This window comes from Shinella kummerowiae (assembly GCF_009827055.1).
Lineage (GTDB): Bacteria > Pseudomonadota > Alphaproteobacteria > Rhizobiales > Rhizobiaceae > Shinella > Shinella kummerowiae.
Genome location: NZ_WUMK01000006.1, coordinates 299,164 through 322,998, shown reverse-complemented (window position 1 = coordinate 322,998; position 23,835 = coordinate 299,164). Strand labels below are relative to the sequence as shown.

The following is a 23,835-nucleotide window of genomic DNA, read 5'->3' as shown; positions in this document are numbered from 1 at the left end:
TTAGAACTGGCTGTAAAGCTGTGCGATGACCGACTGCTGGGCGGCGCGCGCCGCCTGTGCACCATTGGTTTCGGCAGGCACGTCCGGTGACGGAGCGGGGTTGGCGCTCGGCGTCCGCGCTGTGAGGAACGACGACATCAGGCTGTTGAGGTCGGTGCTCTCGATGGCGAGGCGTGCGGTCGGGTTGCGCTCGGCCGTCACACGCGCATCGGTCGTCGCCTGTGAGGGCGGGACTGCGTAGGCGGGCAGGGCGGAAATTCCGGGCAGGCCATTCGGGGCATAGAGGAAGTTCAGATCGCCGATATCTTCCGCCGGTTCCGAAGACGTCGAAACCTGGGTGATCGGTTGCGGCAGGGCAAGCGCGGCAAGGGCTGCGACGGCCGGTCGGGTTTCGATCGCACTCGATACGGCCCAGTAGCTGTTTGCCGAGAAGGATACTGCGTCCACCATGTTTCTGATGTTCCAATGCGAAATGACTGTCCGGTATCGGGAATATCAGGGGAGTCTTGAGGAACCTTAATGCGGCACGGTGGCAATTGATTCGATGTTTAACGAAGCCTTGAAACGGCTGGTTTTCAGGCCTTCGCGATGAAAAAGAAAACCCCGGCTGCTTCCAGCCGGGGTTATTTGTTCTGTTCCGCGGCGTCTGCCTCAGTCGGTGGCGGTCTCGACGGGATCGACAACCCGTTGCGGGCGTTCGGACGGGTCACGGCCGATTTCCGCCTTGAGCGTGCCGAGGTCGATGAAATAGTCGGCCTGGCGGCGAAGGTCGTCGGCGATCATCGGCGGCTGGGTCTGCATGGTCGAGACGACGGAGACCTTGCGACCCCTGCGCTGCAATGCTTCGACGAGCGAGGTGAAATCACCGTCGCCGGAGAAGATGACGAAGTGATCGACCGTTTCGGACTGCTCCATCGCATCGATGGCAAGCTCGATATCCATATTGCCCTTGATCTTGCGACGGCCGAGCGAGTCGGTGAATTCCTTGGCGGGCTTAGTGACGACCTTGTAGCCATTGTAGTCCAGCCAGTCGATCAGCGGGCGGATCGATGAATATTCCTGGTCCTCGATGAGCGCGGTGTAGTAGTAGGCGCGCAGGAGATAGCCGCGTTTCTGGAAGGCCTTCAGAAGTTTCCTGTAATCAATGTCGAAACCGAGTGTTCTGGATGCCGCATAGAGATTTGCGCCGTCGATGAAGAGGGCGATTTTCTCGCGGGGATCGAACATGTCAGGAAATCCTTTAAATGGATGTTGCGGTAAATAGGCGGCCTTCGACAAAGTGTTATCCGCTCCGGATGCAATATCCAGTTGAATTAACTCTTTTTCATATAATCTTCATTTAGGGCAGTGCGGCGTGCTTTCCAAGCAAACTTAAGTTGCGCTCGCGATTTTTCCCACCGGTATCGTTTCAGCTAAATTGGTATGTACCAAAATCAGGAATAGTTCCCGCGTCTTAACGTATTTGTCGGATATTTCCGTTTTCGGCCTCCCGTAACGTCAGGGTTCAACCGGAAATTACATGGGCAGCCTTATGACACCCGTTGCTCGGGGTGTAGGCAAGGAAAAACTTGAATTTTGCGCCCGATGCCTGTATCGGGCATGCAAACTCCTGAAATTCTTGATCACAAAGGACAGGCAATGGCCCGTGTCACCGTTGAAGATTGCATTGACAAGGTAGACAACCGCTTCGAGCTGGTTCTTCTTGCAAGCCATCGCGCCCGCCTCATCTCGCAGGGTGCCGCCATCACCATCGATCGCGACAACGACAAGAACCCCGTCGTGGCGCTGCGCGAGATCGCTGACGAAACCCTTTCGCCCGACGACCTCAAGGAAGACCTGATTCATTCGCTGCAGAAGCATGTCGAAGTGGACGAGCCCGAGCCCGATCCGGCAAGCCTGGTTGCCGACGCCGCATCGACGACGGCCGCTGCCGACGAAGACGAGGACCTGCCGGAAACCATCACCTTCGACCGCATGTCGGAAGAAGAACTGCTGGCCGGTATCGAAGGCCTCGTGCCGCCGGAAAAGAGCGACGATTACTGATTTCGGTCTCTTTACCGAAGCCTTTGATATTGCGAATGTCGGTGCGCCCCTCTTAAGGTTGGGCGCACTTTTTGTTTGCCCCCGCGGGTGCGGGGAAGGGAGCCGACCGAGAATGATGCGTCAATATGAACTCGTCGAACGGGTTCAGAAATACAAGCCGGACGCCAACGAGGCCTTGCTGAACAAGGCCTATGTCTATGCGATGCAGAAACATGGGCAGCAGAAGCGGGCGAGCGGCGACCCCTATATTTCGCATCCTCTCGAAGTCGCCGCCATTCTCACCGACATGCGCCTCGACGAATCGACCATCGCGGTGGCGCTGCTGCACGATACGATCGAGGACACCAGTGCGACCCGCGCCGAGATCGATGAGCTGTTTGGCGAGGATATCGGCGCGCTCGTCGAAGGCCTGACCAAGATCAAGAAGCTCGATCTGGTTTCCAAGAAGGCCAAGCAGGCGGAAAACCTGCGCAAGCTGCTGCTTGCGATTTCCGACGACGTGCGGGTGCTGCTGGTCAAGCTCGCCGACCGGCTGCACAACATGCGTACGCTGGACCACATGACGCCGGAAAAGCGCGCCCGCATCTCGGAAGAGACGATGGACATCTATGCGCCTCTCGCCGGCCGCATGGGCATGCAGGATATGCGCGAGGAGCTGGAAAACCTTTCCTTCCGCCATATCAATCCGGAAGCCTTCGAGACCGTCACGCGCAAGCTGCAGGAACTCTCCCAGCGCAATGAAGGCCTGATCCGCAAGATCGAGGACGAACTGCGCGAGCTTCTCGTCACCAACGGACTGGAGGACGCGCTGGTCAGGGGGCGTCAGAAGACGGCCTATTCGGTCTTCCGCAAGATGCAGTCGAAGTCGCTCTCCTTCGAACAGCTGTCGGACGTCTATGCCTTCCGCATCCTCGTCGACGACATTCCCGGCTGCTACGCTGCACTCGGCATCGTGCACACGCGCTGGCGCGTCGTGCCGGGCCGGTTCAAGGATTACATCTCGACGCCCAAGCAGAACGACTACCAGTCGATCCACACGACGATCGTCGGCCCGTCGCGCCAGCGCATCGAGCTGCAGATCCGCACCAAGCGTATGCACGAGATCGCCGAATACGGTATCGCCGCCCACTCGCTCTACAAGGACAAGGAAGTGGCGAACGGCGAAGTCGCCCGCTCGCCGCGCTCCAACGCCTATGCCATGTTGCGCCGGACGATCGAAGCGCTCGCCGAAGGCGACAATCCGGAAGAGTTCCTCGAGCACACGAAGCTCGAACTGTTCCAGGACCAGGTCTTCACCTTCACGCCAAAGGGCCAGCTCATCACCCTGCCGCGCGGCGCGACACCAATCGACTTTGCCTATGCGGTGCATACCAATGTCGGCGACACCTGTGTCGGCGCCAAGATCAACGGCCGCATCATGCCGCTCGTCACCCGCCTCAGCAACGGCGACGAGGTGGAGATCATCCGCTCCGGCATCCAGGTGCCGCCGCCGGCCTGGGAAGAGATCGTCGTCACCGGCAAGGCGCGTGCCGCCATCCGCCGCGCCACGCGCGCCGCCGTGCGCAAGCAATATGCCGGCCTCGGCTACCGCATTCTCGAGCGCACCTTCGAGCGGGCGGGAAAATCGTTCTCCCGCGATGGCCTGAAGCCCGTGCTGCATCGTCTCGGCCAGAAAGAGGTCGAGGATGCGATCGCTTCGGTCGGCCGCGGCGAGCTCTCCTCGCTCGATGTGCTGCGCGCCGTATTCCCGGATTATCAGGACGAACGCGTCACGGTGAAGCCCAGCTCCGACGACGGCTGGTTCAACATGCGCAGCGCCGCCGGCATGGTGTTCAAGCTGCCCGGCAAGACGAAGGCGGCCCTCGATGGGGCCGCGTCGGAAACCGGTCCCGAGGCGCTGCCGATCCGCGGCCTTTCCGGCAATGCTGAGGTGCATTTCTCCGCAGGCGGGGCCGTGCCGGGTGACCGCATCGTCGGCATCATGGAGAAGGACAAGGGTATCACCATCTACCCGATCCAGTCGCCGGCCCTGCAAAAGTTCGACGACGAGCCGGAGCGCTGGATCGATATACGCTGGGATCTCGACGAGGCGAACAACACCCGCTTCATGGCGCGCATCATGATCAATGCGCTGAACGAGCCGGGCACGCTCGCCGAGGTGACGCAGACGATCGCCACCAGCGATGTCAACATCCGCTCCATGTCGATGACGCGGGTCGCGACAGACTTCACCGAAGTGCATATCGACCTCGAGGTCTGGGACCTCCGCCAGCTGAACCAGTTGATGGGGCAGCTCAAGGAGCTTCAGTGCGTTTCAACGATCAGCCGCGTCTTTACATGACAGTTTCTATGCAAATTTGTGGCAACCTGCCTCGAATAAGGCAGGTTTGCCCAAGATTTGACCAGACGTTATGCGCCTTTTGCATGGCTGTGTTGGCATAGTGTCGCTGGTGCCTTTGGGGTGTTGATCCTATCTTCTGTCTCGGGAGGTCAACCGTAAGAGGTTCACCAATGTTGAAGCAGATCAAGAACTTTGCCCGCGCCCTGCGCGTTCCGAATGCAGACGACCGCGAAATGGCCTATCTCAATGGCGCCATCGACCGCATCGACCTGGAATACCGCCAGCGTCAGATCGACCGCGGCCTCTTCCGCAAGTCCTACTAAGACGAACGGCTCCGTGTGGCGCACCGCAAATGCGCCACGGCGACCGCCGCTTGTGGCGCCATGAGGGCGCCATTGAAATGCCACTAACGGATCGGCTATGTCTGCATCATGTTGTTCAGACGCCGAAAAAAGGCCGCATGGGCCGACCGGTTGCGCGAATTCTTCTGGCCGCGCAAGGGGTTGACGCGTCCTGCGCGCTACCTCGCCAAGCGAATCCTGCGTCTTTCCGCCTCGCCGCATGCGGTGGCGGCGGGTGTGGCGGCTGGCACATTCTCGGCTTTCACGCCGCTTCTCGGCTTTCATGTCATTCTCGCGCTGGCGCTTGCCTATTTGATGGCCGGTAATCTGCTGGCTGCGGCACTTGCCACGACCATCGCCAATCCGCTGACCATTCCGCTCATCGCGCTCGCGACCTTCCGGTTGGGCGAGGCGATGCTCGGCATCCAATCGGCCGAGGCGGTCACGGCGGCGGAACTCTTCCACCGGCTAGAACATCTGCAACTGTCCGAACTGTGGCAGCCGGTGTTGAAGCCGATGCTCGCCGGCGCCGGCATCCTCGGCCTTTTTGCCGCTTTCCTGGCCTATGGCGCAACGCGCTTTGCCGTGCGTTCCTTCAAGGCGCGGCGCCATGCCCGCCTTCTGGAGCGCGCCGGCATCGCGGCCGCCACACCAGCCCTTTCCCGTGGAGACACTTCCCTATGATCATCGGTATCGGCAGCGACCTCATCGACATCCGCCGGGTGGAGAAGTCGCTGGAGCGTTTCGGCGCGCGCTTCACGGAGCGCTGCTTCACCGAGATCGAAAGGGCGAAGTCCGACGGGCGCAAGAACCGCGCGGCCTCCTATGCCAAGCGCTTCGCCGCCAAGGAGGCCTGTTCAAAGGCGCTTGGCACGGGGCTGGCGCAGGGCGTGTTCTGGAAGGACATGGGCGTCGTCAACCTGCCCGGCGGCAAGCCGACCATGCGATTGACCGGTGGCGCGATGGAGCGGCTCTCACAAATGCTTCCCGCGGGCCACGAGGCGCGCATCCACATCACCATCACCGATGATTTTCCGCTGGCACAAGCTTTCGTGATCATCGAGGCACTGCCGGCCGCAACGCCCGGATAACCGGCTTCCGCGTCTTTTTGGCCGATACGATTTCCAACCGACAACCTTTCCTCTATAGAGGGCCTCATGTTTGCAGATAAGGACAGATCCGGCGTGGTAGAGAAGACTGAAAAGGCCCACAGCGGCCTGTGGGAAAACGTCAAGGTCATCATTCAGGCGCTCCTGCTCGCCGTGGTGATCCGCACCGTGCTTTTCCAGCCCTTCACCATTCCGTCGGGCTCGATGATGCCGACGCTGCTGGTCGGCGACTATCTCTTCGTCAACAAGTTCTCGTACGGCTATTCCAAATATTCGCTGCCGTTCTCGCCGAACCTGTTTTCCGGCCGCATCTTCGCGAGCGAGCCGACGCGCGGTGACATCGTCGTCTTCCGCTTCCCGCCGAACCCGGACATCGATTACATCAAGCGTCTCGTCGGCCTGCCCGGCGACCGCATCCAGGTGCGCGACAGCGAGCTTTTCGTGAATGGCGTGCCGGTAAAGCGCGAGCACAACGGCTTCTTCCGCGCCGACGACCAGTACGACACCGGGGAAGACGTGCCGGTGTTCCGCGAAACCATGGATAACGGCGTGACCTATGACACGCTCGACACCCGCCCGGGCACCGTTGGCGACAACACGCGCGAATTCATCGTGCCGGAAGGCCATTACTTCATGATGGGCGACAACCGCGACAACTCGGCCGACAGCCGCTTCGACGTCGGTTTCGTTCCGGCGGAAAACCTGATCGGTCGCGCCAGCCTGATCTTCTTCTCGCTCGGTAACGACACGTCCTTCAGCGAAATCTGGAAATGGCCGACGAACCTGCGGTGGGACCGTCTCTTCAAGGCTGTTGAATGAAAGGCGCTATCCCGCTGAACGCAAGCAACCGCAACGCCCTCGAGGACCTGATTGGTTACGCCTTCACCGACAAGGACCGGCTTGACCGTGCGATCACGCATGCAAGCGCGCGTCCGGGCAAGGGCAGCAACTATGAACGACTGGAGTTCCTGGGCGACCGCGTGCTCGGGCTCTGCATCGCCGAGATGCTGTTTCGGACGTTTCGCGATGCGAAGGAGGGCGAGCTTTCGGTTCGTCTGAACCAGCTCGTCAGCGCCGAAAGCTGCGCGGCCGTCGCCGACGACCTTGAGCTGCATCGCTTCATTCGCACCGGCGCGGACGTCAAGAAACTCACCGGAAAAGCCATGCTGAATGTGCGGGCCGATGTGGTAGAGTCGCTGATCGCCGCGATCTATCTCGACGGCGGGCTGGAAGCGGCGCGGGGGTTCATCCTGCGCAACTGGCAGGGCAGGGCGGCGCGTGCGGAAGGCGCGCGGCGCGATGCCAAGACGGAATTGCAGGAATGGGCGCATGCCCGCTTCGGCCTGACGCCGAACTACCGGGTGGACGAGCGTGCCGGACCGGATCACGACCCCCGCTTCACCGTGACGGTGGAAATCAAGGGCGTCGCACCGGAAACCGGCATCGACCGCTCGAAACGGGCCGCCGAACAGGCGGCCGCGACGAAGATTTTGGAACGCGAAGGCGTCTGGCCGAAAAGCCAAAACCCGGATTGACGGATATCATGAGCGAAGAAATTACAAACCCCGCCGAAAGCAGCACCAACGGCGAGGGCCCGACCCATTCGGGCTTCGTGGCGCTGATCGGCGCGACGAATGCCGGCAAGTCGACCCTGGTCAACCGCCTCGTCGGCGCCAAGGTATCGATCGTCAGCCACAAGGTGCAGACGACGCGCGCCATCGTGCGCGGCATCGCCATCCACAACAACGCGCAGATCGTCTTCATGGACACGCCCGGCATCTTCAAGCCGCGCCGCCGTCTCGACCGCGCCATGGTGACGACCGCCTGGGGCGGCGCCAAGGATGCGGACTTCATCATGTTCCTGATCGACAGCGAACGGGGCCTCAAGGGCGACGCCGCGACGATCCTCGAGGGCCTCAAGGAGGTCCACCAGCCCAAAATCCTCGTCCTGAACAAGGTCGACCGGGTGAACCCGGAGGACCTGCTGAAGCTTGCGGCCGCCGCGAACGAGGGCGTCAAGTTCGAGCGCACCTTCATGATCTCGGCGACCACCGGATCGGGCTGCGAGGACGTGATGGACTACCTCGCCACCGAACTGCCGGAAGGGCCGTGGTACTATCCGGAAGACCAGATTTCCGACCTGCCGATGCGCCAGCTCGCCGCCGAGATCACCCGCGAAAAGCTGTTTCTGCGCCTGCATCAGGAGCTTCCCTATTCCTCGCATGTCGAGACGGAGAAGTGGGAAGAGCGCAAGGACGGCTCGGTACGCATCGAGCAGGTGATCTATGTCGAGCGCGACAGCCAGAAGAAGATCGCGCTTGGCAAGAATGGCGACGCCATCAAGGCGATCTCCACGGCCTCGCGCAAGGAACTGTCGGAAATCCTCGAACAGACCGTGCACCTCTTCCTTTTCGTGAAGGTGCGCGAGAACTGGGGTGACGATCCGGCTCGCTTCCGCGAGATGGGCCTCGAATTCCCCAAGTCCTGACGGATTAGCGCCGTGCCGCGATGGCCGGCGCGATGTCCAGGATGCGGTTCGTCCAGATATAGCCGGGGAACGGCTCCGGCAGGTTCTCGACCTGCTCTGCCGTGTCGATGCCGACCGTTCCGTCGCCTGAACCGTATGGTCCGACAAGGATGACGTCGCTGCCGGCGTCCTTCATGCGCGTCATGAAACGGTTCGGCCAGCCCCAGAGCAGCCAGGCATAGTTGCTCGGCACCGGCACCAGCGTGTTGCGGCAGGCTTCCGGCACGTAGCCGATCCAGCCGGTGCCAAGATAATTCAGCAGGCAGGCCTTGGCGGATTTGCCCGTATAGCCTTTGAGGCCCGGAACGGCGGCAAGGGTCGCGTCCGTCGGTTCACCGCCGCCATAGACGCCGAAAACCTTGTCCCACCAGGCCGGATTGGCCTCCAGCAGCGCGGCGAGCGCTTCGCCTTCCTCCGCCCGCCGGCTCTTGAAGTTGATCAGCAGCTTGCCTGCCGGATTGGCGGCGAAAACCTCTTCCAGCATCGGCATCTGGCCGACACCCTTGCCGCGGAACGGGTAGGTCTTACCGCCATCCGCCGTATAGCCGTAGCCGATGTCTAGCGTTTTCAGCGTGGCGCTGTCCGTCTCCTCGGTCACGCCCTTGCCATCCGTGCGGCAATCGAGCGTCCAGTCGTGGAACACAGCGAATTTTTTGTCCGGGGTCAGGTGCACATCGATCTCGACCACGTCCGCCCCCGCCGCAAAGGCGGCCTGCATGCCGGCGATGGTGTTTTCCAGATAGTCGTGGGACGGTGCATCGATCAGCGTTGCGGTGCAGGTATCGTTTTCGACATGCGCCTGCCCGAACGTCTGATGGGCGCCGCGATGGGCCAGCAATTTGGTGTCACCGTCTGGCGCGCTGGCGATCAGGGAACTGTTGAAGGACCAGACGAGCAGGGCGAGGCCCATCACGAAGATCGGTGTGTTTCTCATGTCGTCCTCCTGCGGCCCCGGCAAATGGATAGGGGCTCGCGGGACGGTCGGCAAGTCGTGGAAAATGGTCAGGCGTGGGCGCGTCGTTCCGGTGTGTGGGCGGTTTCGCGGGCCTTCTCCACGAGCCGCTGCATGGCCCATATGCCAATCTCCTCGAGCGGCAGAGGGCGGCTGATCAGGTAGCCTTGATAGAGGTCGCAGCCGGCGGCGGCAAGCAGGGCCATCTTCTCCGTCGTATCGACGCCTTCGGCGATCACCGACATGTCCTGCGCGTGGCAGAGTGCGATGAGCGCACGCAGCGTCGGCAGGGCGGCGGAGCGGGAGAGGCTTTCGACGAGTTCCCGGTCGAGCTTGATGGTCTCCGCCGGATATTCGATGATCTGTTGCACCGAGGTGTAGCCCGCGCCGAAATCATCGATAGAGATGCGGAAGCCGCGCGCCCGCAGGATCTCGATATTGCGACGCGACTGTTCGCCGAGCTTGACGGCAAAGGTTTCCGTCAACTCGATCTCGATCAGGCGGGTATCGACGCCGTGTCGGTCGGCGCAGTCGCAGAAATGCGTGCTGATCGACTTGGTATAGAGTTCTGCCGACGAGATATTGATGCAGAGAATCGTCTCCGGGCCGAAGAGCTTCTTGAGCTGGGCATGCTGGCTCATCGCCTGGTCGATCACCCACCAGTCGATCTTGCTGAACAGGCCGGTGGTTTCGGCAATCGGGATGAATTCGTCCGGCGTCACGCGGCCGAGCACCGGTGAATTCCAGCGCAGCAACGCCTCGCAGCCCATCACCTTGCCATGGCCATCGACGATCGGCATGTAGACGAGGTGGAATTCGTTGTCCGGCTCGAGCAGGCGCAGTTCTTCCTCGATGCGGGTCTGGCGGTTGCGTTTCTCGTGCAGCGAGCGCGAATAGCGCGCCGAGCCGTTCTTTCCCTGGGATTTGGCCTGATACATGGCGGCATCCGCATGGGCGACGAGTTCGGGCAGCGTCGCGGCATCTTCCGGATAGACGGCGATGCCGATGCTGGCAGTGACCGGATAGGCCTTGTCCAGCACCTCGAAACCCTCGGCGAAGAGCGCAAGAATGGCGGTCGAGATTTCCGTGATCGTGCCGCCGCCCGGCTGGCAGCGCAGCATGATGGCAAATTCGTCGCCAGATAGCCGGGCGAACAGGCCGTTCGACAGGCCGCGTTCGGAAACGATGCGGTCGACGATGGTCGAGATGCGGTCGGCCAAGGTCTTCAGCAGCTCGTCACCGATTTTGTGGCCGTGTTTGTCGTTGACGAACTTGAAGTTGTCCACGTCGATGAACAGCAGCGTGCAGCCGATATCCTCGGCTTCCGCCTCCTCGAGGATCTGCGTGGAGCGGATGTTGAAATATTCGCGGTTGGAAATGCCGGTCAGCGTGTCCGTCCAGGAGGCGTTCTGCACGAGGTCGAAGGACTGGATGGAACTGTCGTGCAGCCGCTTGACGTTTGCCGAGAGGCGGCCGATCTCGCCGATTTCGTTCATCTCCGGCAGCGCGCTGCGGCTACCGGTCATGACGTCGGTCAGCTGGCGGTCGAGCCTTGCGATCGGATTGGTGATGTAGCGGCGCACCAGCCCGAGCACGAGGGCGATGGTGCAGAGGCTGAGTGCCACGGCGCCAAGCGCAAGCAAGGACTTCAGCGTCGAAAGCCGGTTTTCCAGAAAGGCTGCGTCCGGCGTCAGGCGGGCGAAGAGGGAGGGGCTCAACGACGCCGTCGCCGAAAGCGCGCCCTGTGCCAGGAACTGATGCTGCCCGATCTCGATCGTCGCGCCATATTCCTTTTCAAGTGCCCGTTTCATATCGAGAAAGGCTTTTGGCCGCACGGCGGTCTGCACGAGGATCGCGCCGCGCTTGGCGCTTGCCACAGGCCGGTTGAAGGTTAGCGGATCGATGAATTCCGAATGCACGATCAGCGGCTCGATCCCCGGCGCGTCGAGGAACGCCCAGGACGAGAGCCGCGGGCTGTCGACCATCTGGCGGGCATGGTCGAGTTGCTGCTGGGTGATCTCGGCGAACGGATCGTCGCTGTCCTCGAAATAGTAGTCGACCGTCAGCGGCGGGCGGATGATCGCCACGGAAATGAAGCGCTTGCGGTCGTCGGAGAGCGAGGTGATGCTTTGCTGCAGCCGCACGCCGAGCGCGGTGTTGCGATAGGCGGCATCCGGCTCGTTGACGAAGAGACGCACCGCGCCGCCCTCAACGAGCGAGTAGATGAAGCTGCGATTCTGCGTCACGTCGTTCTGGAAGACGGCGGTGAGCAAGCCCATCTGCTGCCAGAGGCGAGCCCGCTCCAGCCCCAGGATCGCGGAGCTCTGGAAGTAGTAGATAAGCGAGGCCGCGAGCACGTAACCCGCCAGGACGACCGGAAAAATGAGGGAGAGGGCGCGTTTACCGAGCGTCACTGAATTGAGCCAGACTGCTGAGAATGCGGCGGCGGGCCTGGACCGATTGAACGGTCAGTTCCTCCTGAAACTGGCTCTTTGCCAGGATTTCCGGTGCGGCATAGATTTCGGGATTGGATCGCATGTCTTCCGGCAGCAGAGCGAGGGCCGTCGTACTTGCGGTCGGCATGTTGAGCTTGATGGCGTTGCGTGCGCCGTTTTTGGCGTTGCTGATGTAGTCGACCAGCTTGAGCGCCATGTCCTTGTTCTTCGAGCGCTCGCTGACGGAAATGCAGTCGAGCCAGGAAAGCGTGCCTTCCTTGGGCACGACGTACCGCCAGAGGCCGGGTGTGTTGACCTTTTCGTTCAGCGTATACTGGTCGCCGCTATAGCCGAGCGCCATATGGATGTTCGGCCCCTTGTCGGCACTCTGCACCGAGGTGACGACATAGTCATAAGTCAGCACATAGGGTGCCTGTGCCTTCATCAGCTCGTAGGCGGCTTTCAGGGTCTCGTTGTCGTTGGCGTTCACCGACTTTCCGAGCAGCACGAGCGGTGCAACAAAGGCCTCGGCATGGTCGTCATACATGGCGATGTGGCCGCGCAGGCTTTCGTCCGGCGTCATCATGTCCGCCCAGGAGGTCGGCGGCGTGGTGATCCTGTCGGTCCGGTAGAGGATGCCCATCGTGCCCCAGAGGTAGGGCACGCCGTAACCGCCGCAGCGTTTTGCCCAGTCGTCGGCATAGTCCTTGAGCGATGGAACATTCTGGGTGTTCAGCGTCGCGATCACGCCGCGGTTGCCGTAAAGCTTCGCGCCGTTCTCGTTGGTCACGACGACGTCGACATTGCTGTTCGGATCGGCGAGGATTTCATCACGCACATCGCCGCTGTCGTAGAAGGTCTGGCGGACCTCGACGCCGGTCTCGGCGGTAAAATCGGCGAGGATCGTCTCGTCGATATAGGCTTCCCAAATCAACAGGTTAAGCGTTGCCGCACTGGCGGGGCCGGCTGCCGCAAGGGCCGTCATTGAGACTGCTGCAAAATAGATTCCGCGCATGTCGAAGGCCCCGTTGCCGCTACGTCGCGCAGGATAGTCGGCAAGGCTTTATGAAGGGTTACAACCCACGAGCCGCTCGTGGCCCATGTTCAACCATGGCATGGTTCTGGCGAGGGGCATCGGACGTGATATATTGTGGACGTGCCCGCCCGTGAGCCGCCTTTCGGTTGGCCTGTCGGAAGCCCGGCACTATGGTCGCCCCCCGCCGACCGCGCGTCACCCCAGAGGAGTTCCCCATGGCCCCGACCCCACTCAAGATCGCGAACCTGATCGCCGCCGAGATCAAGGCGACCGCCGCGCAGGTGACCGCCGCCGTGGGCCTCATCGACGAGGGCGCGACCGTGCCGTTCATCGCGCGTTACCGCAAGGAAGTGACGGGCGGGCTTGACGACACGCAGCTGCGCAACCTTGCAGAACGGCTGACCTATCTGCGCGAGCTGGAGGCCCGCCGCGCCTCGATCCTCGAGTCGATTTCGGGGCAGGGCAAGCTGACGGACGAACTCGCCGGCAAGATTGCCGCCGTCACGACGAAGGCGGAGCTGGAAGACATCTACCTGCCCTACAAGCCGAAGCGCCGCACCAAGGCGGAGATCGCCCGTGAACGCGGCCTCGGCCCGCTCGCCGAGCAAATCCTGGCCGACCGCGCGCTGGTCCCGGCGGAACTGGCGGGGCAGTTCCTTTCTGCCGAGGTGCCGGACGTGAAGACAGCGCTGGAAGGCGCACGCGACATCGTCGCCGAGCAACTGACAGAAAACGCCGACCTGCTGAAGCGCCTGCGCGAGTATATGAAGGACAATGCCTATCTCCGTTCCCGCGTGGTGGAAGGCAAGCAGGAGGCCGGCGCCAAGTTTTCCGATTATTTCGACCAGACCGAGCGCTGGGCGACGGTGCCGGGCCATCGCGCGCTTGCCATGCTGCGCGGCTGGAACGAGGAGTTCCTGTCGGTCGATATCGTCGTCGATCAGGATAACGTCGAGCCGGTCAAGCCCGTCGAGCGCATCATCGCGTCCTTCTATGCCATCGGCACGAAGCCGGGCGACAAGTGGCTTTCCGAGGTGATCGGCTGGACCTGGCGCGTGAAACTCTCCATGTCGCTCTCGCTCGACCTGATGCGCGAGATGCGCGAGCGCTCCGAGGAAGAGGCGATCCGCGTCTTCGCGCGTAATCTCAAGGACCTGCTGCTTGCCGCACCCGCCGGCACCCGCGCCACGATGGGCCTCGATCCGGGCATCCGCACCGGCGTCAAGGTCGCGGTGGTCGACAATACGGGCAAGGTGATCGAGACGACGACGGTCTATCCGTTCCCGCCGAAGAACGATGTGCGTGGCACGCAGGCGGAGCTTGCAAGCCTCATCCGCAAGCACAAGGTAGAGCTGATCTCGATCGGTAACGGCACCGGCAGCCGCGAAACGGAAAAGCTGGTCGCCGACATGCTGGCGCAACTCCCCGCGCCAAAACCCACGAAGGTCATCGTTTCGGAAGCCGGCGCCTCGGTCTACTCCGCCTCGGAGGCGGCCGCGGCCGAATTCCCCAATCTCGACGTCTCGTTGCGCGGCGCCGTCTCCATTGCCCGCCGCCTTCAGGATCCGCTCGCCGAACTCGTCAAGATCGAGCCGAAATCGATCGGCGTCGGCCAGTATCAGCACGATGTCGATCAGGGTAAACTCTCCCGCTCGCTCGATGCCGTGGTGGAAGACGCGGTGAACGCAGTCGGCGTCGATCTCAACACGGCGTCTGCGCCGCTGCTCGCCCGTGTTTCCGGGCTTGGAAAATCCTCGGCGGAGGCGATTGTGTCGCATCGCGACGCCAATGGCCCGTTTGGCAGCCGCAAGGACCTGATGAAGGTTGCCCGCTTGGGTGCCCGCACCTTTGAACAGTGCGCCGGCTTCCTGCGCATTCCGAATGGCAAGGAGCCGCTCGACGCGTCCTCTGTGCATCCGGAAGCCTATGGCGTCGCCAAGAAGATCGTCGCCGCCTGCGGCCGTGATGTGCGTGCGCTGATGGGCGACAGTGCCGCCCTCAAGCAACTGGATCCGAAGGTATTCGTCGACGAGCGTTTCGGCCTGCCGACGGTCAAGGACATTCTTGCCGAACTGGAAAAGCCCGGCCGGGACCCGCGCCCGGAATTCAGGACCGCAACCTTCGCCGACGGCATCGATGACATCAAGGACCTGAAACCCGGCATGCTGCTCGAAGGCACGGTGACGAACGTCGCCGCCTTCGGTGCCTTCGTCGATATCGGCGTGCACCAGGATGGCCTTGTGCACGTCTCGCAACTCGCCGACCGTTTCATCAAAGATCCACACGAGGTGGTGAAGGCCGGCGACGTGGTGAAGGTGCGCGTCACCGAGGTCGATGTGCCGCGCAAGCGCATCGCGCTCAGCATGCGCAAGGAGGGTGGTGCACCCGCCGCCCGCGACAACGCCCCCCGCAACGACAAGAATGCGCAGATGAAGCCGAAATTCAGCCAGGCGGCGCCCAAGCAGCAGGCACCGTCGCAGGGGGCATTCGGCGCGGCGCTCGCCGAGGCGATGAAACGCAAGTAAGCCCAAATTTTCCTAATGGCTGCCGGCAGAAATCGTCGTTTGTTTTGAGCCATCCGCTTTTGCATAGTGCGGTAAGGGCGGGCTCGAACGGGCCGGCAAGGTGCGATGCGCTTCCGGCGCCGACAGACAGGAAAATGGACATGACGATGACGATTTCACGCCGGCAGGCCATTGCCGGCGCACTGCTTGCCGTTCCGGCGGTCTCCGCATTGACCGGCGGCGCCGCCGCTGCGGCGGGCGGCACGTTGGAAAAGCGGCTGGCGGAGCTTGAGGCCCGCCATGAAGGCCGCCTTGGTGTTGCCATACTTAATTTCGCGACGGGCGCGCGGCTCGGTCACCGCACGGACGAACGCTTTTTGATGTGCAGCACCTTCAAGGCGCTGCTTGCCGGGCACATCCTCGCCCGCGTCGACCGCGAGGAAGAGGCGCTCGACCGTCGCATCGTCGTCAAGAAATCAGACCTCGTCGATTGGGCGCCGGTCGTGGAAAAGCGTATCGGCGGTGATGGCATTTCGATTGCCGAGCTCTGCGAGGCAACCATCACGCTTAGCGACAATGCCGCCGCCAATCTTCTGCTGGCCTCTTCCGGCGGCCCGAAGGCCGTCACCGAGTTCCTGCGCGGTTTCGGAGACGACATCACGCGGCTCGACCGTACGGAGCCGACGCTCAACTATCACGACACGCCGGATGACGAACGCGACACGACCACCCCGGTCGCGATGATCGAGACGCTGCGCAAGCTGATCTTCGGCGACGTGCTGTCGCCGCGCTCGAAGGCGCAGCTCGCCGCCTGGCTCGTCATGAACAAGACGGGTGACACACGGTTGCGCGCCGGTTTCCCCGCCGACTGGATGACCGGCGACAAGACCGGCACCAACGGTGACAAGGCCGGCAATGCCAATGACGTCGCCATCGCCTGGTCGCCGAACCGTGGCGCGATCATCGTCAGCGCCTTCGTGGAAATGCCGGGCATTTCCGGCGACGAGCGCAATGCCGTCATCGCCGAGGTGGGCCGTATCGCAGCCGAAGTCTGATTTTGGCGAGGCGCTGCCGACAGAGCGGCGCCTCATGCCTCCAGGTCGCCCTTCAGCGCCGACAGCACATTCATCGCATGGCCGGCATATTGGCTGATCCAGCGGTCATGGATCGCCTGGATCGGCAGGGCATTGAGGTGGTTCCAGCGTTCTCGACCCTCGCGGCGGGGAATGATCAAGTCCGCCTCTTCCAGCACCTTCAGGTGCTGCATGACCGTGCACCGGTCCATCTCCGGAAATTTCTCGCACAGCGCGCCCGTCGTCAGCGGCGCGTGCTTGATCGCGTCCAGCATTTGCCGCCGCTTTCCATTGGCGAGCGCCTTGAAGATGGCGTCCTCTTTCGATTCGCTTGACATGTTATGTTTTTATAACATATCTTGTCTTGGTGCAAGACAGAAGCGGGCGCAATCGCCCCGAAGGAGGACGGCATGACGCTGGAATTTCGTGTGAACGGGCGGATCGGCAAGCCGGTCGCCGACGTTTTCGACGCGGTGGTCAATCCGAAGAAGCTGAGCGGCTATTTCACGACGATCGGCGGCGCGAGCGGCCCGCTCGTCGAGGGCACGACCGTCACCTGGTGGAACATGGCGCCGGTCATCGTCGACAAGGTCGAGGAGAACGCGCTCATCGCCTTTCGCTGGGACGCCATGATCGAGGAGGGCGAGGAGCCCTACAAGACACGCGTCGAGATGCGCTTCAAGCCGCTCGACGATGGCGGCACGATGGTGACGATCGGGGAAACCGGCTGGCGCGAGAACGAGCGTGGCCAGAAGTCGTCATACATGAACTGCGAGGGCTGGTCGCAGATGCTTGCCTGCATGAAGGCCTATGTCGAATACGGCATCAATCTGCGCGACGGCTATTACCCGAGCGAGCTCAAGGGCGTCGTCGCCGCCGAACAGGAGGATTTTACCTAGGGCATTTCCGCTTTTCTTCGAACCGCGAAAACGCTCTATCTCTTTGTTTTTACGTAATTTCGGACGCAAGACCGCTGTGCACTTTTTGCTGGAATTGCCCCAGGAGGAATACATGACTGTCAACATCAAGGGCGGCATCAACATTGCCATGAAGGTGCCGTCACACCAGTATGAGGCGACGATCGCCTTCTACCGCGACGTCGTCGGCCTAGAGCCGTTCGACGACAAGGCGCCCGCCACGGGCTTCCTGCTTGGCCCGAACCGGCTGTGGATCGACGAGGCGCCGAACTACAGCCAGGCGGAAGTCTGGCTCGAACTCTTCTCGCCGGACCACCGGGTGGCGCTCGGCCATCTCGAACAGAACGGCGCCGTGCGCTGCGACGCCGTTGAGGACCTCGGCGAGGGGTTTCGTGGTGGCTGGATCATGAACCCGGCCAACATCGTGCACATGGTGCGCGAGCCCGACGCTTGGTGACGTGCGCCGAATGACTAGATGGCGGCCGGCGGCACCAGTCCGTCGGCGGCCGCCATCGGCACCGCCTCATGGGCCGGCGTCTGGTGCTGCAGCACCACGACCCGGCTGCCGGTCGGCACGCGGCCGTAGAGGTCGATGATATCCTGATTGAACAGCCGGATGCAGCCGCTCGATACTGCCTTGCCGATCGACCACGGCTCGGATGTGCCATGGATGCGGAAGAGCGTGTCCTTGCCGTCCTTGTGCAGATAGAGTGCACGCGGCCCGAGCGGATTGGTCAATCCCGGCTCCATGCCGCCCGCCCATTTCTGGTTCCGTTCCGGCTCGCGCGCGATCATGTTCTGCGTCGGTGTCCAGCGCGGCCATTCCGCCTTGCGGCCGATGCGCGCGCCACCCTCGAATTCCAGCCCCGCCTTGCCGACGCCGATGCCGTAACGCATGGCCATGCCTTCGCCCTGCACGAGGTAGAGGAAGCGGTCCTGCGTGTCGATGACGATGGTGCCGGCTGGTTCCGCCGTCTGGTAGGCGACGAGCTGGCGGAAGTATTTCGGATTGACCCGGCTGATATCCATCGCCGGCAACGGGAAGCGCTCTTCCGGATGCGGTCCGTACATGGCGACATGCATCGGGTCCGGTCCCTTCTTCTTCACCGGCTTGGCGGTGGTGACGCAGCTTGCCAGCGTGGCGGCAAGGGCGAGGAGGGCGAGGGAGCGGAGAACCGCGCGAGCGCGGATGCGGGACACACACATGAGTTGGGCACCTGTCATTTCGATTGCAGTTTCGGCCTTTGCAGCCTTTGGCCGGTTCTTCGAAGGCAAAACGGGCGAGGGCAGGGCGAGAAGAAAGCGAAACTGTGGCAAGGGTTTAGGTGTGGCGATCGAGCCACGCGTCGTTCCGCCGCATGCCTCGTTGATTGGTTTGGGAGCTCCCTCATCCGCCTGCCGGGCCCTTCTCCCCGCTGAGGAGAAGGGGAAATCACCGGCGTTTCGTTTCTCCTTCTCCCTGCCGGGGGGAAGGTGGTCCGAAGGGGCGGATGAGGGGCTGCGTGCCTGAGACCTTGCTGCTTGCAGCCAACCAGCCGAGGGCGTAAGGCTTGGCCATGCAATGGAGTGATGAAGCCATCGTTCTGGGCGTTCGGCGCCATGGTGAGACGTCGGTGATCGTCGAGGTGATGACGCGCGACCGCGGGCGCCATCTCGGCATGGTGCGCGGTGGCCGCTCGCGAACCATGCAGCCGGTGCTCCAGCCCGGCAACTCCGTCGACGTCACCTGGCGGGCGCGGCTCGACGAACATCTCGGCGAATTCCGTATCGAACCCCTGGAGCTGCGTGCCGGGCGGCTGATGGAAACGGCAACGGCCGTCTACGGCGTGCAGGCCATGGCCGCCTTGCTGCGCTTCCTGCCGGAGCGTGATCCGCATCCCCATCTCTACGAGGCGCTGGCCGTCATCCTCGATCACCTGCACGAGCCGGCGGATGCTGGTGAACTCTTCGTGCGTTTCGAGCTAGCCGTCCTGAACGATCTCGGCTTCGGCCTTGGTCTTTTCGAATGCGCGGCCACCGGCACGCGCGAAAACCTCTGTTACGTCTCGCCGAAATCCGGCCGCGCGGTCTCGCGGGAGGCCGGCGCGCCCTGGGCGGACAAGATGCTGGCGCTGCCCGCCTTTCTCGGTGACGAGAGCCGGCACGCCGCCGACGCCGCCGCTCTTGCCGAAGGCTTCCGCCTAACGGCCTTTTTCCTCAACCGGCATGTCTGCGAACCGCGCGGACTGGAGCTTGCCAGCGCCCGCGAGGGTTTTGTGCAGGCGGCAATGAAGGCGCTCAGCATGCCAAGACACGATCAACCGAAAGAGGCGAGTGCATGACGGTCGAAATCTATCCGGGCCTGACGGTCGGCGGCATCGGCACGCTGCCGCTCGACGTGGTGAAGCGTGACGGCGGGCTCAAGGTGCTGCAGGCGATGCTGGCCGGCGAACTGCCCGCGCCGCCGATGGCCAGGACGCTCGCTTTCAGCCTGACCGAGGTGGAGGATGGCCGCGTCGTTTTTGCCGGCATGCCGTCTGCCGATCACCTCAACCCGCTCGGCACCGTGCATGGCGGCTGGACGGCCACGGTGATGGATTCCGCCCTTGGCTGCGCCGTCTTTTCCGTCGTCAAGCCGGGTGAGGCCTACACGACCATCGAATTCAAGTTGAACCTGGTGCGCCCCGTTCTGCCTGGCATGGGCGAAGTGTTCTGCGAGGGCAAAATCGTCCACCGCGGCCGTACCATCGCAACCTCCGAAGCGTGGCTGCGCGACGGCAATGGCAAGCTGCTCGCCCATGGCACGGAAACCTGCGCCATCTTCCCGATCGAAAATCTCACGCGCTGACAAGCGAAGAGAACGGCCGCCTGAAACGTAACCTCGTTTGGCGTTTGGAAAAAAACGGGTAGTCTCGCCGCCCGGATACTGCCGTGCTGGAGTCGCAATGCTCGAAATCCTCTCCCTGGTCGCCATCGGCCTGGCCCTCTACACCCTCAATGCCTCGCGCAACAGCGCGCAGAAGATCGGCGACGAGGTGATGCGCCTGAAACGCGAGGTCGAGGCGCTGAAGGCGGGTGGTGTCGTGGTTCCGGCCGAGACGGCCGCGGCCGGGGTGGCGGCGGTAGACGAGGTCGCGCCGGACGAGACGCCGGAAGTGGCGAGCGAGCCGGTACAACCCGAATTCAAGGGGCCGTGGGTCGGCGGGCAGGGCGAGGCCGAAAAGGGCCGGTCGATCTTCGGCGGTGCAACCTCCTCGGAACCGGAAGAAGCGCTCGCTGCGCGTGCCGTGGACGAAGACACGGTGGCCGTCGCGCCCGTCGCCACCGCGATGAAGCCGAGGGAGAGCTTCGAAAGCCGCATCGGCGCGCGCTGGGCCGTCTGGGTGGGCGGCATCGCGCTGGCGCTCGGCGGCATCTTCATGGTCAAGTACTCCATCGAGGCCGGCCTGCTCAGCCCTGCCGTCCGGCTGTCGCTTGCGGCAATCTTCGGCCTCGTGCTGATGGCGATCGGCGAATTCGTCCGCCGCCGCACCCAGCCGCTCATCGCCAATGCCTTCCAGAACGCCATGATCCCCGGCGTGCTGACCGCCGCGGGGGCGATTACGCTCTTTGCCGTCACCTATGTGTCCTATGAGTTCTATGGCTATGTTGGCCCCGCCACCGCCTTCGTGCTGCTGGCCGCCGTCTCCTTCCTGACCATCGGCCTTTCGCTGCTGCACGGGCAGGCGCTCGCCGGCCTCGGCCTGCTTGCCTCCATGCTGACGCCTGCGCTGGTCTCCACCGAGGAGCCGAGCGCCTGGAGCCTGTTCGGCTTCCTGAGTGTCGCCTGGCTCGCCACCTTTGCCGCCTCGCGCATCCGCCATTGGCAGGTCGTGCCGGCGCTCGCCAATGCCGGCATGGCGCTCTGGGCCGTGCTCTATCTGTCCGCGGCGGACAAGGTGGAGGTCCTGCCGGTGCTGGTCGCGCTGTTGGTGCTGGCCATCGGCCATGGCCTGATCTGGCCGGGCCATATCGCGGCGGACGAGGTGGCCGCGCCAGCCGGTGACGCGCCCTCGAATTCACTGGACCGCCTGTTCACCCCGCCCGCCGTCGCCGTATCGTTGACCGGCGCGCTGGCGCTGCTCTTCCCGGCGCTGATGCTCGCAAACGCCGTGCCGGCCCTTTCGCGCGCGGATTATGGTTTCGCGATCGTCGTGATGGCGCTGGCCGTGCTTGGCGCCTTGCGCTTCTGGGCGATCTATCCGGCGGTCTTGTCCGCAGTCGGCGCCGTGGCCGGCGTGGTGGCCATCGCGGGCGTGCCGGACGGCGTGCTGATCGACGGTTTCGGCAATCTCGCGCTGCCGGCGCTGGACGGTGTCATCCCCGCGCCGCCGATCGCGGATGGTACCCTGCCTGTGCCGGTCCTCGGTCCGGTGCCGGTCAATCTGCTGCTGGTGCTCGCGGTCGCCTATGCCGCCGTCGCTCTGGCGGGCGTGCGGCTGCGGATGGTGGGGTCGAGCGCTTTCGCGGCGCTCTGGAGCCTGCTGGCACCGGCCGTGCCCTTCGCGATCCTCGCCGTCAGCTTCTTCAATTTCGGCAATCTCTCCTTCGACCTGAAACATGGTCTGCTGGCCGTGCTGCTCGGCCTGGTCTTCTTTGCCGCAGCGGAAGCCTTTTCGCGCGAACGCACGCAAGAGGGTGGCCTGTTCATTCCGCAATGGGCCCTGGCCGCCGGCGGGTTCGCCTTCCTCGTCCTGGCGCTGCATGCCCTGACGGATGGCCTTGTTACGACGCTCGGCCTCATGGTGCTCGGCACTGCCGCCGTCTTCGCAACCCGCCTGCGCGCCTGGCCGGTGCTGCCCTGGCTGATGGCGGGTGCCGCCGCCGTCGTCGCCGGCCGTATCGGCTGGGAGCCGACCATCGTCGGCGCGGCGAGCCTGTCGAAGACCCCGGTCTTCAACCAGCTTCTCGCCGGTTACGGCATTCCCGCCGTCTTGCTGGCGCTCTCCGCTTTCGAACTGCGCCGCTGGCCGGGCGAGCGTATCCGCAACCTCTTGCAGGCGCTCGCCAGCCTCTTCGTGCTGTTGACGGCGGCTATCCTCGTGCGTCACGGCATGAATGGCGGCGTGCTCGACAGTTCCGTGCCGACGCTCGGCGAACAGGCGACCTACACGTTACTGGTCATCGGCGCCTCGGCGATCATGATGTCGCTCGACCTGAAGTCGCCGAGCCCCGTCTTCCGCTATGGGTCGATGGTGGTCGGCGGGCTTTCGGTCCTGTCCGTGCTGAGTGCCCATTTCATCGGTCTCAACCCGTATTTCACCGGCGAACTGCTCGGTAAATGGCCGGTCTTCGATCTCCTGCTGATCGGCTACCTGCTGCCCGGCGTGGCCTATGGCGGCCTTGCCTGGTATGCGCGCAACCGTCGTCCGCTGCCCTATGTCATCATGCTTGCGCTGACCGGCGTCGCGCTGGTCTTCGCCTGGGTCACGCTCTGCGTCCGCCGGTATTGGCACGGCGAGGGCATTGCCGACTGGAAGGGGTTCCTCCAGCCGGAGACCTATACCTATTCGGTGGTCTGGCTGCTGCTCGGCGTGTTGCTGCTGGTGGTCGGCTCGAAGGTCGATTCCAAGAGCATCCGCCTGGCTTCGGCCGGCCTCGTGCTGATCGCCGTGATCAAGGTCTTCCTCATCGACATGGCGAACCTCGAAGGCATCCTGCGGGCCCTGTCGTTCATCGGCCTCGGCGCGGTGCTGATCGGCATCGGCCTGTTCTACCAAAAGATCCTCTCCGGAAAGTCCGGGACGGGCGAAAAGGCAGAATTGAACGCAGAGGCGTGACGGGGTAGGTCATGGGCAACCACATCTGGATTGCCCATGTCCTTCACCTGCCTCGCTGCCGCCTTCTCGCCCCTTGGATCCCTCGCCGAACGCCTGCTGCCCCAGGCCTTCGCGGCTGACGACGGCTCGCACGATGCCGCGCACCTCATCCGCGTGTGGAAGAACGCCCGCCGCATCCAGGCCGAGGAGGGTGGTGATCTGCGCCTGCTTGCCGCCGCCGTGCTGCTGCATGATTGCGTGGCGGTGGAGAAGAATTCGCCGCTGCGGGCCGAGGCTTCGCGCCTCGCGGCTGAAAAGGCGTCCGGCCTGCTGACCGCCGAAGGCTGGAGCGATGCGGACGTGGCGACCGTCGCCCACGCCATCCTGACGCACAGTTTTTCCGCAAACATCGCGCCGGAAACCTTGGAGGCGAAGATCGTGCAGGATGCCGACCGGCTTGACGCCATCGGCATGGTGGGCGCTGCACGCTGTTTCTACATTGCCGGACGCATGGGCAGCGGCCTCTACGATCCGATGGACCCACTTGCCGAAAAGCGCCCGCTCGATGACAAGGCCTTCGCCATCGACCATTTCGAAGTCAAGCTCTTCAAGCTGGCGGATGGCTTCCAGACGGCGACCGGCGCGCGCATGGCCGGGGAGCGCACGCAGCGCCTGCGGGTGATCCGCGACATGCTGCTGGATGAAATCTGAAGAAAAACATGCTTTTGTTCCGCCGGATTGAATCGGTTCGGCAGCGCGTTGAATCGAAATTTCAGGAAA

General features: G+C 63.2%; 23 protein-coding genes. 16 read left to right on the top strand and 7 right to left on the bottom strand.

What is annotated here, in order from left to right:
* On the bottom strand, window positions 1-450 hold the full coding sequence (locus tag GR138_RS17695) for a hypothetical protein (RefSeq protein ID WP_160860572.1): 450 nt from the start codon (window positions 448-450) through the stop codon (window positions 1-3).
* Window positions 451-651: 201 nt separating this feature from the next.
* Window positions 652-1,227 (bottom strand): LabA-like NYN domain-containing protein, encoded by a 576-nt coding sequence (locus GR138_RS17690; RefSeq protein WP_160860571.1) that lies wholly within the window; start codon window positions 1,225-1,227, stop codon window positions 652-654.
* A gap of 411 nt (window positions 1,228-1,638) precedes the next feature.
* On the opposite strand from GR138_RS17690, the gene rpoZ reads away from it, so the two are divergent.
* The 8 genes from rpoZ (at window position 1,639) to era (ending at window position 8,322) form a co-directional block, all read left to right on the top strand.
* Window positions 1,639-2,043, top strand: a complete 405-nt coding sequence (rpoZ, locus tag GR138_RS17685; protein WP_160860570.1) for a DNA-directed RNA polymerase subunit omega — start codon at window positions 1,639-1,641, stop codon at window positions 2,041-2,043.
* A gap of 112 nt (window positions 2,044-2,155) precedes the next feature.
* Window positions 2,156-4,384, top strand: coding sequence for a RelA/SpoT family protein (locus tag GR138_RS17680; RefSeq protein WP_160860569.1), 2,229 nt, complete (start codon window positions 2,156-2,158; stop codon window positions 4,382-4,384).
* A 170-nt stretch (window positions 4,385-4,554) separates the two neighbouring features.
* Window positions 4,555-4,707, top strand: a complete 153-nt coding sequence (locus tag GR138_RS17675; protein WP_069059331.1) for a DUF3563 family protein — start codon at window positions 4,555-4,557, stop codon at window positions 4,705-4,707.
* A gap of 108 nt (window positions 4,708-4,815) precedes the next feature.
* A complete protein-coding gene (locus GR138_RS17670) occupies window positions 4,816-5,409 on the top strand; it encodes a DUF2062 domain-containing protein (RefSeq protein WP_160860568.1) in 594 nt (197 codons plus the stop codon).
* On the top strand, window positions 5,406-5,816 hold the full coding sequence (acpS, locus tag GR138_RS17665; RefSeq protein WP_160860567.1) for a holo-ACP synthase: 411 nt from the start codon (window positions 5,406-5,408) through the stop codon (window positions 5,814-5,816). Before GR138_RS17670 ends, acpS begins: the two co-directional genes overlap by 4 nt.
* 93 nt (window positions 5,817-5,909) lie before the next feature.
* Window positions 5,910-6,653, top strand: coding sequence for a signal peptidase I (lepB, locus tag GR138_RS17660; RefSeq protein WP_261001684.1), 744 nt, complete (start codon window positions 5,910-5,912; stop codon window positions 6,651-6,653).
* Window positions 6,650-7,369 carry a ribonuclease III gene (rnc, locus tag GR138_RS17655; protein WP_160860565.1) on the top strand — a complete coding sequence of 240 codons (720 nt, stop codon included), beginning with the start codon at window positions 6,650-6,652 and terminating at the stop codon, window positions 7,367-7,369. Before lepB ends, rnc begins: the two co-directional genes overlap by 4 nt.
* Window positions 7,370-7,377: 8 nt before the next feature.
* Window positions 7,378-8,322 (top strand): GTPase Era, encoded by a 945-nt coding sequence (gene era / locus GR138_RS17650; protein ID WP_160860564.1) that lies wholly within the window; start codon window positions 7,378-7,380, stop codon window positions 8,320-8,322.
* Window positions 8,323-8,326: 4 nt separating this feature from the next.
* Here era and GR138_RS17645 read toward each other — a convergent pair whose 3' ends face one another.
* From GR138_RS17645 to GR138_RS17635, 3 genes are all read right to left on the bottom strand, one after another.
* Entirely contained in the window at window positions 8,327-9,295 is a 969-nt protein-coding gene (locus GR138_RS17645) for a glycerophosphodiester phosphodiesterase family protein (protein WP_160860563.1), read from the bottom strand.
* Window positions 9,296-9,363: 68 nt separating this feature from the next.
* Window positions 9,364-11,727: an EAL domain-containing protein gene (locus GR138_RS17640; protein WP_160860562.1), complete on the bottom strand. Its 2,364-nt coding sequence runs from the start codon at window positions 11,725-11,727 to the stop codon at window positions 9,364-9,366.
* Window positions 11,714-12,763: a polyamine ABC transporter substrate-binding protein gene (locus GR138_RS17635; RefSeq protein WP_160860561.1), complete on the bottom strand. Its 1,050-nt coding sequence runs from the start codon at window positions 12,761-12,763 to the stop codon at window positions 11,714-11,716. Before GR138_RS17635 ends, GR138_RS17640 begins: the two co-directional genes overlap by 14 nt.
* A gap of 236 nt (window positions 12,764-12,999) precedes the next feature.
* Between GR138_RS17635 and GR138_RS17630 the strand changes: the two genes are divergently transcribed.
* Both GR138_RS17630 and bla read left to right on the top strand, forming a co-directional pair.
* Window positions 13,000-15,309, top strand: a complete 2,310-nt coding sequence (locus tag GR138_RS17630) for a Tex family protein (RefSeq protein ID WP_160860560.1) — start codon at window positions 13,000-13,002, stop codon at window positions 15,307-15,309.
* 140 nt (window positions 15,310-15,449) lie between these two features.
* On the top strand, window positions 15,450-16,343 hold the full coding sequence (gene bla, locus GR138_RS17625; protein WP_160860559.1) for a BKC/GPC family carbapenem-hydrolyzing class A beta-lactamase: 894 nt from the start codon (window positions 15,450-15,452) through the stop codon (window positions 16,341-16,343).
* A 32-nt stretch (window positions 16,344-16,375) separates the two neighbouring features.
* Here bla and GR138_RS17620 read toward each other — a convergent pair whose 3' ends face one another.
* On the bottom strand, window positions 16,376-16,699 hold the full coding sequence (locus GR138_RS17620; RefSeq protein WP_160860558.1) for an ArsR/SmtB family transcription factor: 324 nt from the start codon (window positions 16,697-16,699) through the stop codon (window positions 16,376-16,378).
* Window positions 16,700-16,771: 72 nt separating this feature from the next.
* On the opposite strand from GR138_RS17620, the gene GR138_RS17615 reads away from it, so the two are divergent.
* Window positions 16,772-17,260 (top strand): SRPBCC domain-containing protein, encoded by a 489-nt coding sequence (locus tag GR138_RS17615; RefSeq protein WP_160860557.1) that lies wholly within the window; start codon window positions 16,772-16,774, stop codon window positions 17,258-17,260.
* A 112-nt stretch (window positions 17,261-17,372) separates the two neighbouring features.
* A complete protein-coding gene (locus GR138_RS17610; RefSeq protein ID WP_160860556.1) occupies window positions 17,373-17,735 on the top strand; it encodes a hypothetical protein in 363 nt (120 codons plus the stop codon).
* Window positions 17,736-17,749: 14 nt separating this feature from the next.
* Here the strand turns inward: GR138_RS17610 and GR138_RS17605 are convergent, their stop codons facing one another.
* Window positions 17,750-18,484 (bottom strand): L,D-transpeptidase, encoded by a 735-nt coding sequence (locus GR138_RS17605; RefSeq protein ID WP_160860555.1) that lies wholly within the window; start codon window positions 18,482-18,484, stop codon window positions 17,750-17,752.
* Between the two features lie 350 nt (window positions 18,485-18,834).
* Between GR138_RS17605 and recO the strand changes: the two genes are divergently transcribed.
* From recO to GR138_RS17585, 4 genes are all read left to right on the top strand, one after another.
* Complete coding sequence (recO, locus tag GR138_RS17600; RefSeq protein ID WP_160860554.1) at window positions 18,835-19,599, top strand: DNA repair protein RecO; 765 nt, start codon at window positions 18,835-18,837, stop codon at window positions 19,597-19,599.
* Window positions 19,596-20,105: a PaaI family thioesterase gene (locus GR138_RS17595; RefSeq protein WP_160860553.1), complete on the top strand. Its 510-nt coding sequence runs from the start codon at window positions 19,596-19,598 to the stop codon at window positions 20,103-20,105. Before recO ends, GR138_RS17595 begins: the two co-directional genes overlap by 4 nt.
* 97 nt (window positions 20,106-20,202) lie before the next feature.
* On the top strand, window positions 20,203-23,076 hold the full coding sequence (locus GR138_RS17590; RefSeq protein WP_160860552.1) for a DUF2339 domain-containing protein: 2,874 nt from the start codon (window positions 20,203-20,205) through the stop codon (window positions 23,074-23,076).
* A 36-nt stretch (window positions 23,077-23,112) separates the two neighbouring features.
* Window positions 23,113-23,766, top strand: coding sequence for an HD domain-containing protein (locus GR138_RS17585; protein WP_160860551.1), 654 nt, complete (start codon window positions 23,113-23,115; stop codon window positions 23,764-23,766).
* Window positions 23,767-23,835 lie beyond the last annotated feature (69 nt).